Origin of the sequence: Streptomyces sp. VTCC 41912, from assembly GCF_045799175.1 — a bacterium.
GTDB lineage: Bacteria > Actinomycetota > Actinomycetes > Streptomycetales > Streptomycetaceae > Streptomyces > Streptomyces albulus_C.
The window spans coordinates 305557-319338 of record NZ_JBJMAB010000006.1; the positions used below are offsets into that span (position 1 = coordinate 305557).

The following is a 13782-nucleotide window of genomic DNA, read 5'->3' on the forward strand; positions in this document are numbered from 1 at the left end:
TCCCGTCACGACGGCCGTCCCCCTGTTGGGAACTGGCGTGTCGAGTAGGTAATGTGGCAGGAGGCGTCAGCAGGAGATGCCACCCGCGCACTGCCCTCGTCGGCGCCGCGCGGGCCGATGCACGAGTCTCATGGGGGACGTTGACCATGGCTGGTCAGTTCACACTCACTCACGAGGAGATGGTCGCGTTCAGCGGCAAAATCGACTCGGTCAACCAGGCGATCCAGGGCGAGCTCCAGCGTCTGAACACGGTTGTCGACAACATCACCTCGGGCTGGAAGGGCCAGGCCGCATCCTCGTACCACCAGCTGCAGTCGCAGGTGAACGAGGACGGCAACCGGATCAACCAGCTCCTGGCTGAGATCAAGGAAGCGGTCGACCAGACCACGGGGAACTACCAGTCCTCCGAAGAGGAGCAGGCTCAGTCGATCTCGCACGTCACCGCCCAGGCGTCCCCGTTCGGATGATGGGGCCGCGCCGCTGACCCCGGCGCCCTCGCCCACCCGCCGTGGTCAGGCCCGCCGGTCTCAGCGCCGGTGCCGGTCCTCGCCACGGCATGTGAATCGACTAGGCAGCAACAACTCCTGAGGAGACCCCATGTCCGGCCAGATCCTGGTCAATTTCCACACGATCAGCCAGGCGAGCTCCGACGTGCGGCAGACCGCCAACAACATTCGCCAGCAGCTCGACGACCTCGAGGCCGGCGTCAAGAAGGTCGCCGCCAGCTGGGAAGGCGCCGCGCAGGAGGGCTACCAGGCTCGCCAGCGCGAGTGGGACCAGCGCGCCGCGCACCTGCAGCAGACGCTGGAGGCCATCGCCAAGGCGCTCGACACCGCCGCGCAGAACTACCAGAGCACTGAGAGCAAGAACGCCAGCATCTGGCAGTGACCGCGCATCGCGCGCGAGCGTAAAGTGCAGATGGCACACGGCTGAGCAGCCCCTGAAGGCTCGCACAGTGGTCGACGAGGGCGGGCGCGCTGCACCAGTGCGCTCGCCCTTCTGGCGTCCGTACGGACGCCCCCAGTTCTCCCGCCGTTACCCCTCGCCCTACCCCAACCCACCTATGGAGAGCAGACAACCCGTGGGATCTCGCGCCATTGGTCTACGAACCGGGCATCGTCGTCGCGTAACGGGTGCACTGGTCACCGCGGCCTGCGTCGCCGGCCTGTCGTGCGTTGCCGCCGCGCCGGCGGTGGCGGACGACGGGAACGTCCCGCTCCAAGACGGCGAGTGCAAGTTCGGCACCAACGACATCAAAGAGACCCCCTGGTCCCTCCAGCGCCTGATCAACAGTCAGATGTGGGCGGGCGGCAACAAGGGGGAAGGCATCCGGGTCGCCGTGATCGACACGGGTATCGACGCGGGCAACAAGCAGCTCCAGGGTGTCATCGAGGGCCCGGGCAAGAGCTACGTCAAGGACGGCAAGCCGACCCAGGACAAGGTCGGCCACGGCACCAAGGTCGCCGGCATCATCGCCGCCCAACCCCGCCCGACCTCCGGCTTCTACGGCCTGGCCCCCGGCGCCAAGGTCATCCCGTTCCAACAGACCAGCGACGAGCAGGCGGGCACCGCGGACACCCTCGCCACGGCCATTGACGACGCGGTCGCGGCCAAGGTCAACATCATCAACATCTCGCAGGGCACGGCTGCCTCCGAGTCGCTGCTGCCCAGGCTCAAGGCATCGGTCAAGAAGGCCCAGGACAACGGCATCCTGATCGTCGCCTCGGCAGGCAACAGCGGCGCCAGCGGCGCGGAGAAGAACATCTATCCCGCCGCGTTCAGCGAGGAATTCGACAACGTCATGGCTGTCGCCGCCTCCGACCGCAACAACGAGCGCGCGGCCTTCTCCCAGCCCGGCAGCTTCGTCGGCATCGCGGCCCCCGGCGTCGACATGGTCTCCACCGTCCCGCTCGGCGGCAACTGCGTCGACCAGGGCACCAGCTTCTCCGCTCCCTACGCCACGGGTGCCGCCGCCCTTCTGATGGCCAAGCACCTGAACGACAAGGAGAAGTGGGGGCCGCAGCAGATCGTCTGGCACCTGGAGCAGACCGCCGATCGGGTCCGCCGGGGCCGGGACAACAACATCGGTTGGGGCGTGGTCAATCCGATGGCCGCGCTGAACGACGACACCCGGCCCGTCGCCCCGCCCGAGCCCGACAAGCTCTCCAGTGTGGCCGACGGCTCCACCATCCTGCCGGCCGTCGCCACCCTCGGCGAAACCACCGAGGAACGACGTGCCCGCATCGCCATCTACATCGTCGGCGGCGGCCTCCTTGCCGTCGCCGCGGTCGTGGGCTCCTCGGTCGCCTTGCGCGACTGGCGCCGCAAGACCGGACTGACATCACACGGGGAGGCCGAGCATGGCTAATGAGCAGTACGGCGTTGATCTGGACGCTCTCGACCAGTTGGTGAAGGAGCTCAACCAGATCCTGAAGGACATGGGCGGTCCGAACAACAGGGCCAAGAACCAGACGTATCTGCCGCCAAAGGCCCTGGGCAACTCCTTCGGTGAGCAGAAGGACCTGCACAACGCCCACACCGAAATGCAGCAGTACATCCAGGAAAAGATCGTCAAGAAGATCACTGACCTGATCGACGAATTCGGTCAGAAGTCCAAGAAGACGAAGGAAGCCTACGACGACGCCGAGCAGCGCAACAAGATGCATCATTGACAGTGGCAGCTATGGCGTTGACGGTTAGGTGAGGAAGAAGGGGGACGAGGGGTGAGTGGAGACACGGGCGGCGTGCCCACGGATCGTTACGTGGACACCATGTTCTACACCAAGTTCAATCTGAACAATCTCGACAGCTTGAAGTCGATGTTGGACGGCGCCAGCGTCCAGACGGTCCGGGACGTCGCGCGCAACTGGCAGCTCCTGCACGACGACTTGGTCGGCGAGGACGGCCAGGGCGGAATTCAGAAGCGGTTCACCGATGCCGTGAACAAGGTGATGGAGTCCTGGCACGGCGAAGCAGCCAACCGCTTCCAGAAGAAGGCTCAGGAGATCGTCGAGAACTTCCAGAACGGAGCTCCCTTCGCCGTCCAGACGGCGAAGGTCATGGGCGCGACGGCCCAGGACCTCCAGAAGGCAGTCGACAAAGTCTCCACGACCGACGACGGCTGGAACTGGAGCGATGACGTCTGGGGCGAGATGCCCTGGTCGGACCAGATCGACGATGACGACCTGGACAAGGCGCTGAAGTCAGGTGCCAGCACCGGCGGAATCCTTGAAGCGAACAAGGACAACTTGTCGAGCCACCAGAAGAAGCGGCTTGAGGCTGCTGTGGCCATGGAGACTCTCGGCACGTCGTATATGACGCGAGCCACGGGGTTGCGGCAGCCGGGGTCTGGTGGTGGTGGAATCGTCGACGACAAGCACAACGAGCGCCCCGACCAGAAGGATCTGGGCGGTATGCCGATGCCGATGGGTTTGGGTAGCGGTCCGGGAGGCGGTGGCGGTGGCGGTGGCAACCTCAAGATCCCCACGCGGGGCATGAAGTCCGCCACCCCCAAAATGCCTGAGACGCCCAAGATGCCGGACCAGCAGGGCATCAGCGGCGGGCTGGGCTCGATGAAGCCGCATACGCCCGATGTGAAGACTGGCCTTGACGGTCTCGGCGGTGGCAGCGGCATCAAAATCCCCAACGCGGGTGGTCCGGGCCCTGGCATGGGCGGCGGGACCGGCGTTCACATCCCCAGTGGCGGTGGAGGGGGCGGCGGCATCCCGGGTATTCCCGGCGGCGGCATGCCGGGCCGTGGCTTGCCCACCGGTGGCTTGGGTGGCGTGAAGTCCGGCCCCGGTGGCACGGGCGGCGTGAAGAACGGGCCCGGTGGGACGGGCGGCGTGAAGTCCGGCCCCGGTGGCACCGGAGCAACCGGCGGCACCGGAGCTCGCAGCGGTCGCCCTGGTATGCCAGGCATGGGCGGCGCTCACGCTGGAGGCGGCGGAAAGGGTGCGGGCGGACGCGGCGGCGGCGGTGTCAGCGGCGGCGGCGCGCAGGCTCGACAAAAGGGCGGGATCGTCGGCTCGACCGGCGGCAAGACCAGTGGTGGAAGCGGAACCCAAGGAGGCTCCGGCCTGCATCGCAGCCGCGGTGGGGCAGCGGCTGGCACCAACTCCGGCAGTGGACGTCGCCCGGCAGGCATGATGGGTGGCGCGCACGGTGCCCACGGGGCCAAGGGGAAGGGCGAGGGCCAGAACGGCAACCGCCCCGACTACCTCGTGGAAGACGAGGAGACCTGGACGCCGGAGCGTAATGTGGCTCCCCGGGTCATCGAGTAGGAACGGCCAAGCAATCGGCAGACACGCTTGGGGCCCGCAGCTCGCAGGCTGCGGGCCCCAGTTCTGTGAGGAAGGTGTAATGGCATGAGCTTCACGCGGACGCTGCGTGCAGTGGGTGGCGCGGTAGTGGCGGGGGCACTGCTCTTCGGCACCGCGCCGGTTGCTTCGGCAGACCAGATCAGGAACGAACAGTGGCCGTTGCAAAAGTTCGACGCCGAGTCGATCTGGAAAGTTTCGACGGGTAAAGGCGTTACTGTCGCCGTCCTGGACACCCCTGTGGATGGGACGCACCCGGACCTTGCGGGAAGTGTCCTCCCCGGCAAGAACTTCGCCATCGGCGGTGGGCCTGCAGACCAGGGAACAGGTGACGACGCAGACCACGGCACCGCGATGGCATCGATCATTGCTGCCCATGGGCATGGTGCGGGCGGAGCCGACGGTGTCAAGGGGCTCGCCCCCGGTGCGAAAATCTTGCCTGTAGCCATTCCTGGAGTAAATGGTAAAAGTCCTGGGCAAGAGATCAATTTTGCGCAGGAGCTGAGGTACGCCGTTGATCAAGGCGCCAAGGTGGTGAACATGTCGTTTACCACGGGTGAATCGAGTGCTACTCCGGAAGAGCAGCAGGCCATTGATTACGCACGCCAGCATGATGTGCTTCTAGTCGCTGGTGCAGGTAACGACGGAGTCAGTACTCCAGCAATCCCAGCGGCGGCACCGGGCGTTCTTGCAGTTGGGGCAGTGGACGACCATGGAGATTTCTGGAAGAAGTCAAACTTCGGACCTCATCTCAAGCTGACCGCTCCAGGGGTGAATATCAGGTCAGCGACCCCCGTCGTGGACATCCACGGCAAGTACCGCCTGGCCGACGGCACATCCGACTCCACCGCCTACGTCTCCGCCGCCGCGGCCCTTCTTCGTGCAAAGTTCCCTGACCTTACTGCTGGGCAGATCGCGAACCGTCTGATCAAGACGGCCAGCCTTCCGGCTGACCAGCAGGGCACGTCGCTTCCGGACCAGCACTACGGCTACGGGTCCATCAATCCGCTCAGCGCGCTGACCAAGGACGTTCCTGCTGGTTCCAAGGACGGCCCCTTCCCCGCCCTGGGCGGTGGCTCGTCTGGTCCGTCTTCCGACCCCAGCAGCGCAGCCGGCGACAATAGCGGCAACCTGACGATTCAGAGCCACAAGGGGCTGAGTGCCCCCTTCATCATTCTCATGCTCGTCGTCGTGGTCGTTCTCCTGGTCATCGTCGTGGTTGTGGTGATGGTGGTTAAGAAGAAGAACCGTCGTAATGGCCCGCCCCCGGGCGGCTTTGGCGGACCGGGTGGTCCTGGCGGCTTTATGCCGTACCAGCAGCAGCCGTACCAGCAGCAGCCCGGCGCGCCCGGCTCCTACCCTCAGGGGCCGCCCACGCAGCCGCCTGGTCAGTGAGGCTCTGCTGTAGTTCCAGCGAGAAGTAGCGCATATGGATTGAGGTCCGCAGCCTTCGGGCTGCGGGCCTCAATGCATTTGAGAGCGAAGCGCGTTTGGAAGGGATGAGTCTCAGAGCGGCGCGGTCCGTGTTTTCGAGTTCTTCCCGAATCCGCTAAACCCACGTCGGAGTGAGTGAACTCGTGGTGCGAGCTATCTCTACACCGTGTGATGCCCGGCTTGGCCCGCGATCTGAGGTGACGCCGCCTCGGGGGACTTCTGTCGAGCGAGCTTCCACGCAGTGCCTGATGGGTCCGGGATGGGCGGCGTGCATCGTTTCCGTGTGGAGATATCCGCTACCTGCAGCGAGGAGGTTGTCGTGGTCGTCTCGGGCAGGGGCGATGGGGCGGTGGCGGTCGTCGGCTGCTGATCGTTGGAGGTCGTGACCGGATGGAGTGTTGTTCCGCGTCCGGGTGGGTCGGGGGAGGCCGTGTGGGCGGAGTGGGTCGGCGAGGCCGATACGGCGAGGGAGGGAGGAGGAGGCCAGCGGAAGCCGACGGACGTGCCCCGGGGGGTGGCCTGAAACCACGACAAAGCCGCTGCACCACCGGCCTGGGCGGTCGGAGTGCAGCGGCTCTGTGAGGGAGAGCGGAGGTCAGCCGAAGACGTCCTCGACGGTGCCCTTGGCCTTTTCCTTGGCGGCGTCGGTGGCTCCCTGGTAGCGGGTGGCGGCACCGCCGGTGTGGGCGTCGACCTGCTTCTGAGCCTGGTTCAGGCCGCGGTCGGTGAGGTCGTTCCGGGCGTGATCGATGTACGTCTTGGGGTCGGTGAGTTCATCCGCTCCCTGCTTGACGCCCTCGACGTACTCTTCGGCCTTCTTCTTGCCGATGTCCGCGGTTTCGTCGAGCTTGATGCCGTCGCGTTCGCCGAAGTGGGTTTCGATGCCCTGCTCGGCGATGTTCTGGGCCATCTCCGTGCCTGCTTCTTGGGCCTTCGTCTTGGCCGCGTCGACGACCTTTTCCTTGACGGTGTCCTTGACCGTTTCCTTGATCTGCTGCTTGGCGTAGTCCGTGACGACCTTGCGCGCCTCCTGGGAGACCGCCTTCTTCGCCAACTTCTTGATGGCGTCCATGGTGGCGTGTTCCATGGCCTTGGTCGCCGCCTGCATGACCTCGTGCTTGATCTTGTCGAGGATCTGGCGGACGATCAGCCGGGTCGCCTGGGTGGCGCCGGCCGCGGCGATTTCGGACGTGCCGAAAGTGAAGGGGGCTGCGGCCTGTGCGGCGATGATCTCGGCGGCCAACATGACGAGCTGGACGATGACTGCGATCTTGCCGGCGAGCACGGCAATGGCTGCCGCGTCGAACGCGACGGCGATGATCTCGGCGGCCTCCGCGGCGTCGCGGAGGTAGTGGTCCCCGGTGCTGCCGCCGGCGCCGCCTCCGCCGAAAGCGCCCCATTCCTTGGTGAAGCCTTCGACGGCGTCACCAGCGTTGGCAGAGACGACCTGATTGGCGGCCAGGGAGCCCTGCTCCTGCGCCTGGTTTACCGATTCTGCGAAGTTGCGCCAGATCTGGGCGCATTCGTGGAGTGCGTCCTCGTCGGCGCCCGGCCAGTTGTAGCCGAGGAGGTTCAGCACCCAGCTGACCTCGCTTGGCAGTGTCAATGACACGGTAGTTGTCCCCCGCGCGGTGGTAGTCGATTGCTGGTGGGATGGAGAGAGCGGAAGCGAAGGGTGCGGGGGGTGCGTCAGATCTGCGGGCGGCCGACCGCGCTGATGGTGTGGACGCCCTGCTCGTCGGACTCGGTGTAGGAACGGGCCATGTCGTCGAGCTTGTGGCCGATTCCTTCGAGGCGCTCACCGAGCGAGTCCATCGACTTGAACATGCCGTCCCGGACGGGGACGTAGATCGTGTCGAAGAGATCGCCGAAGTCGCAATCCTTCCAAGGACTATCCATCGACTTGAGGTCGTCCTGCAGCTTCTTCGACGCCTTGGCGAAATCGTTCCCGATGTGGACAAAAGAGTTTCCCTGCGTCCGTAGGACGTCCGGGTCTACATCAAATTCCTGGCCAGCCATCATCGCCCCCGTCTTTGCGGTGCGCTCCGCACCTTGCTCGTCACGCCTAACGGTCTCACATTAGGCGATCTGCGTGGAGTCGTGTCAAGGCGAGAACGGTGGCCGTCATGGACCCGTTGGATGGGGCGAACGGCGTTGGCATTTCGGCCAATTGGTCCGGCTGCGGCACTGGTGAAAACTCGTGGAATTGGTGAATTTAGGGTGGTGGTGAGGGTGAGTGTGGTCGACTTGTGGGGGTCGGGTGGGTGAGCTGTGTGCCGGGGTCCAGCGATGCCCTCCAGGGCGGGCGATGGGGACGTCAGCCGCGTTCGGTGTCGCAGCCGCTCGGGGCATGGGGGCTGCGTGCCGTCCCGTAGCATTTCCGCTTATGGACATAGCCGACGCGGCCGACAGTGATCAGCCTGATGGGAGTGATCAGGTGCCCCCTGGGGGCGAGAGTGAGCGTCGGGCGAGACTGACGCCTCGTCAAGCGCGTGTCGTCCGCGTCGTGTTGGCCTCGGTGATGATGGCCGCGATGGCGGTGTTGCTGGTGTTGAGGCTGGCTTCTCGTGGGTCGGTGTTGGTTGTCGGGGTGTACGGGGCGGCGCTTGTGCTCTGCGGGGTCGTCATCGAGCTTGCCCGTAACGGGCGTACGCGGCTGGGGAGTTGGCTGCTGGGTATCGGGCTGGCTGCCGCGTTGGCGGCGGACTGGTTGCTCTTGCCTTGAGTGCCTGGGGCCCTGGTGCGTGAATGCGGGGAGAGGGTTGTCCCTGTATGCCCGGCCCGTGCGGAGGCGGAACCACGGATGGCTCCAGCAATGTCATCCGCTCCTGATACAAGTGAGATCGGTGTGTCGAGATCCTAGGAGTTGCTGTGTGGTTCGGTGGACGCCAGAAGGTGCCGGGGTTCGGAGCTGTGGTGCTTGCCATGACCTTCGCTCTGGCGGGATGCGGGACGGGTTCGAAGCTGGGTGGCTCCCAGGCGGCCGAGAATGTCCTGCCGCCGCGTGACAGCATGCCGACGGAACTCGGAACTGTGATCAACAAGCCGTCCAGTCGAGCCCTGAACCGTAAAAAGTGCAGCTTCACCGCGGACATGCCCTCGGGATGGTGTGAGGACGCCGTGGCTGAGGGGCATACCGGCTATGGGAACGGCGATGGGAGCAAGCGCCTTCTCTTCGACGTGATCGTGTACCGCAACGACACCGCGGCCAAATACGCCTTCAGGAAGTGGAACACCTCTATCCGGCACACCCCTTCCAAGTACCGGATCGTGAACGCCGATAAGTTCGGATCCGAGAGCATGGTGTTCGTGGGGGCCTCGGGGGCGAGCCGGGACGACCAGCAGATCGTTATCCACGAGGGTCACTTCGTCGGCACGGTGAAGTTCCTCGGGAGTGGTAAGCGGGACGCCCTCGACGCCACCTTGAGCAAGATGTCGGACGCGTTCGTCAAGCGGATGCAGAAGGAGGACTAGCCTCCTTCGTTCCCGGAGAGCCCGTTCCCGGAGAGCCCGTTCCCGGAGCGCCTGCTTCTTTCCTTCAGATGCTCCAGCCGAGCAGGGAGCCCGCTGGGTGGCGGAGGCGAGGGCGCTTCGGACCGTACGGAGGCCGGAAGTCTCGCCCGGCTCCGTCCGTTCCCGCCTCGGATGGGCGGAACGGACGGAGCCGGGCGCAGTCACCTCGGCCCGCGCCGGTCTGGGGCAGTCAGAACAACCCGTGCCACATCTGCTCGGTCACCAGGGACCACCAGTTGTCGGGGTCGTCCAGGGACCACGCGTCGAGGGCCACGAGTTGTTCCTGGAAGGCGGCGACCGCGGCGCCCGCGGCGTACGGGTCGAGGCCCGCGAGTTGCCGGCGTGTGGTGACCAGGAGGGTCAGCGAGCGCAGGTAGGCGGCGAGGGAGCGGTTGACGAAGCGGGCGCCGCCGGTGCTGGGCTGGACGGCCCACAGGGTGCCGAGTTGGTTCGGGTCGTCCTCCGGGGCGGTGCACTGGACGGCGAGGGTGTAGAGGCCGTCGGTGCCGACGCGGACGTACCCGGCGAGGATGTCGAGGACCTCGGGCGGGGCCTGCGTCCCGGCGCCGCGGAGGTGGGTGGCGACGTCCGCGAAGAGTCCGCCGGCCGGCGGCGCGGCGGGGTCGTCGGCGGTGAAGAAGTACGGGACCCGGGCCGGCAGGCCGGCTTCGGTGAGGGTGGTCCGGGTGTCCTCGGGGAGTTGGCCGGCGGCGAGCGCTCCCGCGTCGGGGCGGCGCACACCCTCGGCGCCGAAGACCTCGGTGAGGTGGGCGCCGAGGTCCGCGGTGGGCAGCGCCGGCGCGGGGGCGACGACCCGCGGGGCGGGGGTGCGGTGCGGCTGCGGCGGCGCCTGGCGGCCCGCGAGCCGGTGCATGGTCTCGACCTGCTGGACCAGGCCGGCGATGCCCGCGGCGCGCTCCTCGGGGCTCGTGCCGTACTCGGTGGTGCAGGAGAACGCGGCGTTCGGGAAGGCCCGCAGGACGAAGTCGCCGGTGTAGCCGCCGGGGAGCATCGCCGGTCGCAGGTCGGTGTGGACCGCGCGGACCGCGGCGCCGTCCACGCCCAGCTGGCGCAACGCGTCGAACAGCTGGTACTCGGCGGGCGGCAGGCCGGGGCGGGAGACCTGGGCGAGGCTCGTCTCCTCGCCGGTGGAGGGGTCGAGGTAGGTCGCCACGGCGGTGTTGCCGGGGCCGGTGACCGGCGGCTGGGCGGTGGTGCCTGCCTGCGCCTGGGTGTTCACGAGTGGTCTCCTTCGGGGCCGTGGGGACGGCCGTGGGCGGCGGCGTCGGCGGAGGTGGTGCCGGCGGGCGCGGTGGCCTGGGCGGGGACGGTGGGGGCCGCGACCTCGGGTGCCTCGGCGGTCGCGGTGGCCGGGGCCGGTGCGGGCGCCGCCGGCGCAAGGATCTGACGTGCCGTCACTCCTCGTTCGGTGGCGACGACGAGGACGCCCTCGGGCGTGAGCTCGGCGTCGCGGAACGGGGAGTCGGAGACCAGCGCGGTCACCACGTCGCCGCTCGCCCGGTCCCACACTCGGAGGTAGTCGGAGCCCCGGCTCAGGCCGTACGGGGCCGCGGCCCGCTCCTCGTCCGACGGGCGCAGCACCTGCGCGGGGTCGGCCTCGACGTATCCCGGGCGGAGGAGGTCGTGGAAGAGGAGGGCGGTGGTGGACGGCTGCGCGGGGGAGGGCTCCTGATCCGCCGACGCCTCGGACTCCGGGCGGTCCGCGACCGGCACCGCCCGGGAGCCGGGGGTGCCCGCGGGGACGACCAGCGCGACGACGGGACGGCGGCCGGCGCCGGGCGCCGCCGGGTCCGCCGCCTCGGCGGCCGGCAGGCTGCCGGCCGCCACCGAGGCCACGCCCGCCAGCGGCAGGCTCCACAGGGTGCGCCACGGCAGGTCCAGGCCCAGCCCGTGCAGGGCCTCCGCGTACGGCTGGAGGTCGTCCTCGACGAACGCGGTCTCCAGGAGCGCGGCGCGCATGTCGGCCGGGGCCCCGGAGCGGGTCAGCAGGGGCGCGGTGCGCAGGTACGTACGGGCCGGAGCGCCCAACTGGTCGAGCGGCACGGCCTCGATGGCGGTGCGCAGCGTGATCGGGTCGGCGTACGTGAACAGGCCCGGATCGACGAGGAGTTGGGGGAGCAGGCCGGCGTCGAGGGTGTGTCCGGCGAGGTGGTCGCGGACGTAGCGGTCGGCGCGGGACCAGTCCTGTTGGGGCACCGCCTCCAGGAGCGCCATGGCGATCTTGGTCTGGGTGTCCCGGGGGTCCGGCAGGCCCGAGCGGATCTCGGCGGCGAGGGCCGGGTGCGTCAGGCGGACCAGCGTGCGGACCGCGGGCTCGGCGGGCGCCTCGGGGCCGGAAGCCTCCTCGTCCTCGTCCACGGGAGCTTCCACCGGCTCCACGAACGGCGCGGCCAGCAGCATCCCGTCGGCGAGGACGCGTCCCATGTCGCGGCCCGCGGCGGCGTCCGCCAGCGGGCGCCACAGCTCGACCGGCAGCCCGTCGCCCTCGGCGAACGCCAGCGGCGCCAGCATCTGCCGGAGCGTCCGCGGATCGGCGCCCAGACGGCGGGCGTGCAGGTCGAGGACGTCGCCGACGGTGGCCGGCAGTTGCGCCTCGTCCTCGGGATCGAACCCCTCGGAGTGGGCGAACAGCGACTGCACCGCCAACTGGACCGTCAGCCGGCTGCCGCCGGCACGCCGGGCCAGCGCCTCGGCGAGCTCCCGGCGGGCGGCCGGGTCGGTGGTGTACGGCAGGTCGGGGGCGCCGGCCTCCGGGGCGAGCGCGGTCTCGGCGTGCAGGACCAGGCCCTCGGGGTCGGCCCACTCGGGCGCGTCGAGGTCGATCACCTGCACCTGGCCGCTCGGCAGCGCGCCGGCCAACTCGGCGGCGAGCTCCCGGGGGACGTCGGCGAGCAGGTGGACCGTCGGCGTCGCGGCGAGCGGCGCGAGGACCTCGCGCACCAGGCGCGCCGGCTCGCCTGCGGCGCGCACCGGCCCGGCCCGGTCCACGTCCGGGACGACGATCGCCAACGGCTCCTCGCGGGCGCCGAGTTCGGCGAAGACGTCCGTCGCGCGCCCGGCGGCCAGCTCGAGGTGGTCGGCGAGCAGCCACAGCACCTGCGCCGACGTCAGGCCCCGGACGTCCGGCACGACCGGTGCCGGGAGGTCCGGGGGGACCGTCGCCGGGTCCAGGTCGTCCACCGGGAGTTGCTTGCGGTATGCGGGGTCGCACAGCATCAGGAAGCCCGCGACCACGCGGGAACGCCCGCTACCGGGGCTACCGGTGAGGGCGACGACCCGTGGTGCGCCCGGCCACCGCATGCGCCAGGCGGCCAGCGCCCGGAGGGCGGCGCTGCGGCCGCCGATGTACGGGTGCGGCGCGTATCCGGCCGCCGCGCCGGCTGCTTCGCCTGAGGCGCTCATGACTTCCTCGTCCCCCATCTATCCCGCCACCACTTCCGTGGATCCGTGCGTGTACGGGATAGATCCTATGATCCGGGCCGAGTGGGTGGGACGTTCGAGGGGCGGCTGTTCCGGAACTGGCACACAGGAGTGTGCTGACCACGGGAGAAAAAGAGGTGCGGTGCGGGGTGGACGGGGGCTCCGGGCCTCCCGGGGCACGTGGTTCAAGGAACGACATATCCGCTCCAACTGATCGACCTGCCCTCTTCGTCCTCTCCGTCGCACCCTCCTTACCCGCTTATTTCCGTTTGGTGATTTCCGCGCGGTGTCGGGCTCTTGTCCGACCTGTTCTTTTACGGGGCGTTCTTTCCCGGGCTCTGGTCGTCGCGCCGGTTGATCTCGCTGAACTCGCGGATCTCCGCTGATCTCCGCGGATCTTCGCTCCGTTCTTGTCCGGACCGTTGTACTCCGACGCGTTCTTCCCCGGGGTGCCCGTGTCCCGCGGCGGTGCCGGCGGGGGGACCGGCTCGTCCCGGACGGGGCGCGAACGCGACGATCCGCCCTCCCGGGCCGGCGCACCGGCCCAGGAGGGCGGATCGTCTTCCTGCTGCGGGACCTCCGGTCCCGGCCACCCGCTGCGCGCTTGCCGTGCGGGCAGGGGCCGGGCCCGGGCCGGTGGGCTCGCCGCGTCGCGGCGGAGGGTCAGCGGTGGCCGCGGCCGCTGCCGCGGCGCGGGCCGGTGACGAGGTTGAGGCTCGGGCCGTCGCGTTCGGCGCGCTCGCGGTCGTCCTCCTCTTCCTGCTTCTTCTGCCACTCGGCGAACTTCGCGCGGGACTCCTCGCGCTCGGCCATGGTCTGGTCCTCGGCGGCCTGCCGGATCTTGGTCAGCCGGTCGCCCAGCGCGTCCATGTAACCGGGCGTCTCGATGGCCTCCTTCATGCCCATCCGGCCGGAGAGCACTTCCTTGGCCATCTCCTGGAGCTTGCCACCCACATTCGGGTTGTCCGCGAGCACCTTCAGCGCCTTCCGCAGACGGTGCGCCTGCTCAGGATCCTGGGCGACGTCCATCAGGTCCTCGTCCTGGATCTGCCGCTCTTCGTTCATGTCTGCCCCC

General features: G+C 68.5%; 13 protein-coding genes. 8 read left to right on the forward strand and 5 right to left on the reverse strand.

The window, feature by feature from the left end:
• Window positions 1-146: 146 nt before the first annotated feature.
• From ACJ6WD_RS12660 to ACJ6WD_RS12685, 6 genes are all read left to right on the forward strand, one after another.
• On the forward strand, window positions 147-467 hold the full coding sequence (locus ACJ6WD_RS12660) for a WXG100 family type VII secretion target (RefSeq protein WP_016572248.1): 321 nt from the start codon (window positions 147-149) through the stop codon (window positions 465-467).
• Between the two features lie 130 nt (window positions 468-597).
• Entirely contained in the window at window positions 598-888 is a 291-nt protein-coding gene (locus ACJ6WD_RS12665) for a WXG100 family type VII secretion target (protein ID WP_016572249.1), read from the forward strand.
• Window positions 889-1192: 304 nt separating this feature from the next.
• Window positions 1193-2368 (forward strand): type VII secretion-associated serine protease mycosin, encoded by a 1176-nt coding sequence (mycP, locus tag ACJ6WD_RS12670; RefSeq protein WP_233661533.1) that lies wholly within the window; start codon window positions 1193-1195, stop codon window positions 2366-2368.
• On the forward strand, window positions 2361-2672 hold the full coding sequence (locus tag ACJ6WD_RS12675) for a hypothetical protein (protein ID WP_037633014.1): 312 nt from the start codon (window positions 2361-2363) through the stop codon (window positions 2670-2672). Before mycP ends, ACJ6WD_RS12675 begins: the two co-directional genes overlap by 8 nt.
• Window positions 2673-2762: 90 nt before the next feature.
• Window positions 2763-4283, forward strand: a complete 1521-nt coding sequence (locus ACJ6WD_RS12680) for a WXG100 family type VII secretion target (protein ID WP_407615790.1) — start codon at window positions 2763-2765, stop codon at window positions 4281-4283.
• Between the two features lie 84 nt (window positions 4284-4367).
• Window positions 4368-5714, forward strand: a complete 1347-nt coding sequence (locus ACJ6WD_RS12685) for a S8 family serine peptidase (protein ID WP_407615791.1) — start codon at window positions 4368-4370, stop codon at window positions 5712-5714.
• A gap of 634 nt (window positions 5715-6348) precedes the next feature.
• Here the strand turns inward: ACJ6WD_RS12685 and ACJ6WD_RS12690 are convergent.
• Complete coding sequence (locus ACJ6WD_RS12690) at window positions 6349-7365, reverse strand: PE-PGRS family protein (protein ID WP_233661531.1); 1017 nt, start codon at window positions 7363-7365, stop codon at window positions 6349-6351.
• A 77-nt stretch (window positions 7366-7442) separates the two neighbouring features.
• Window positions 7443-7775, reverse strand: coding sequence for a WXG100 family type VII secretion target (locus ACJ6WD_RS12695; RefSeq protein ID WP_016572255.1), 333 nt, complete (start codon window positions 7773-7775; stop codon window positions 7443-7445).
• A 364-nt stretch (window positions 7776-8139) separates the two neighbouring features.
• Between ACJ6WD_RS12695 and ACJ6WD_RS12700 the strand changes: the two genes are divergently transcribed.
• Window positions 8140-8478, forward strand: a complete 339-nt coding sequence (locus ACJ6WD_RS12700) for a hypothetical protein (protein WP_233661529.1) — start codon at window positions 8140-8142, stop codon at window positions 8476-8478.
• A 200-nt stretch (window positions 8479-8678) separates the two neighbouring features.
• Entirely contained in the window at window positions 8679-9227 is a 549-nt protein-coding gene (locus tag ACJ6WD_RS12705; protein WP_233661528.1) for a hypothetical protein, read from the forward strand.
• 229 nt (window positions 9228-9456) lie between these two features.
• On the opposite strand, the gene ACJ6WD_RS12710 is transcribed toward ACJ6WD_RS12705, so the two are convergent.
• The 3 genes from ACJ6WD_RS12710 to ACJ6WD_RS12720 form a co-directional block, all read right to left on the reverse strand.
• Window positions 9457-10506: an SUKH-4 family immunity protein gene (locus ACJ6WD_RS12710; protein WP_407615792.1), complete on the reverse strand. Its 1050-nt coding sequence runs from the start codon at window positions 10504-10506 to the stop codon at window positions 9457-9459.
• A complete protein-coding gene (locus tag ACJ6WD_RS12715; protein WP_407615793.1) occupies window positions 10503-12689 on the reverse strand; it encodes an ATP-binding protein in 2187 nt (728 codons plus the stop codon). Before ACJ6WD_RS12715 ends, ACJ6WD_RS12710 begins: the two co-directional genes overlap by 4 nt.
• Before the next feature lie 681 nt (window positions 12690-13370).
• On the reverse strand, window positions 13371-13772 hold the full coding sequence (locus ACJ6WD_RS12720) for a hypothetical protein (RefSeq protein WP_016578611.1): 402 nt from the start codon (window positions 13770-13772) through the stop codon (window positions 13371-13373).
• Window positions 13773-13782: the final 10 nt, after the last annotated feature.

Excerpts from the sequence above, each read along its gene's own strand:
- ACJ6WD_RS12660 (WP_016572248.1), top strand. The coding sequence starts at position 147 with ATGGCTGGTCAGTTCACACTCACTCACGAGGAGATGGTCGCGTTCAGC.
- ACJ6WD_RS12665 (WP_016572249.1), top strand. The coding sequence starts at position 598 with ATGTCCGGCCAGATCCTGGTCAATTTCCACACGATCAGCCAGGCGAGC.
- ACJ6WD_RS12675 (WP_037633014.1), top strand. The coding sequence starts at position 2,361 with ATGGCTAATGAGCAGTACGGCGTTGATCTGGACGCTCTCGACCAGTTG.
- ACJ6WD_RS12685 (WP_407615791.1), top strand. The coding sequence starts at position 4,368 with ATGAGCTTCACGCGGACGCTGCGTGCAGTGGGTGGCGCGGTAGTGGCG.
- ACJ6WD_RS12695 (WP_016572255.1), bottom strand. The coding sequence starts at position 7,775 with ATGATGGCTGGCCAGGAATTTGATGTAGACCCGGACGTCCTACGGACG.
- ACJ6WD_RS12700 (WP_233661529.1), top strand. The coding sequence starts at position 8,140 with ATGGACATAGCCGACGCGGCCGACAGTGATCAGCCTGATGGGAGTGAT.
- ACJ6WD_RS12705 (WP_233661528.1), top strand. The coding sequence starts at position 8,679 with ATGACCTTCGCTCTGGCGGGATGCGGGACGGGTTCGAAGCTGGGTGGC.
- ACJ6WD_RS12715 (WP_407615793.1), bottom strand. The coding sequence starts at position 12,689 with ATGAGCGCCTCAGGCGAAGCAGCCGGCGCGGCGGCCGGATACGCGCCG.
- ACJ6WD_RS12720 (WP_016578611.1), bottom strand. The coding sequence starts at position 13,772 with ATGAACGAAGAGCGGCAGATCCAGGACGAGGACCTGATGGACGTCGCC.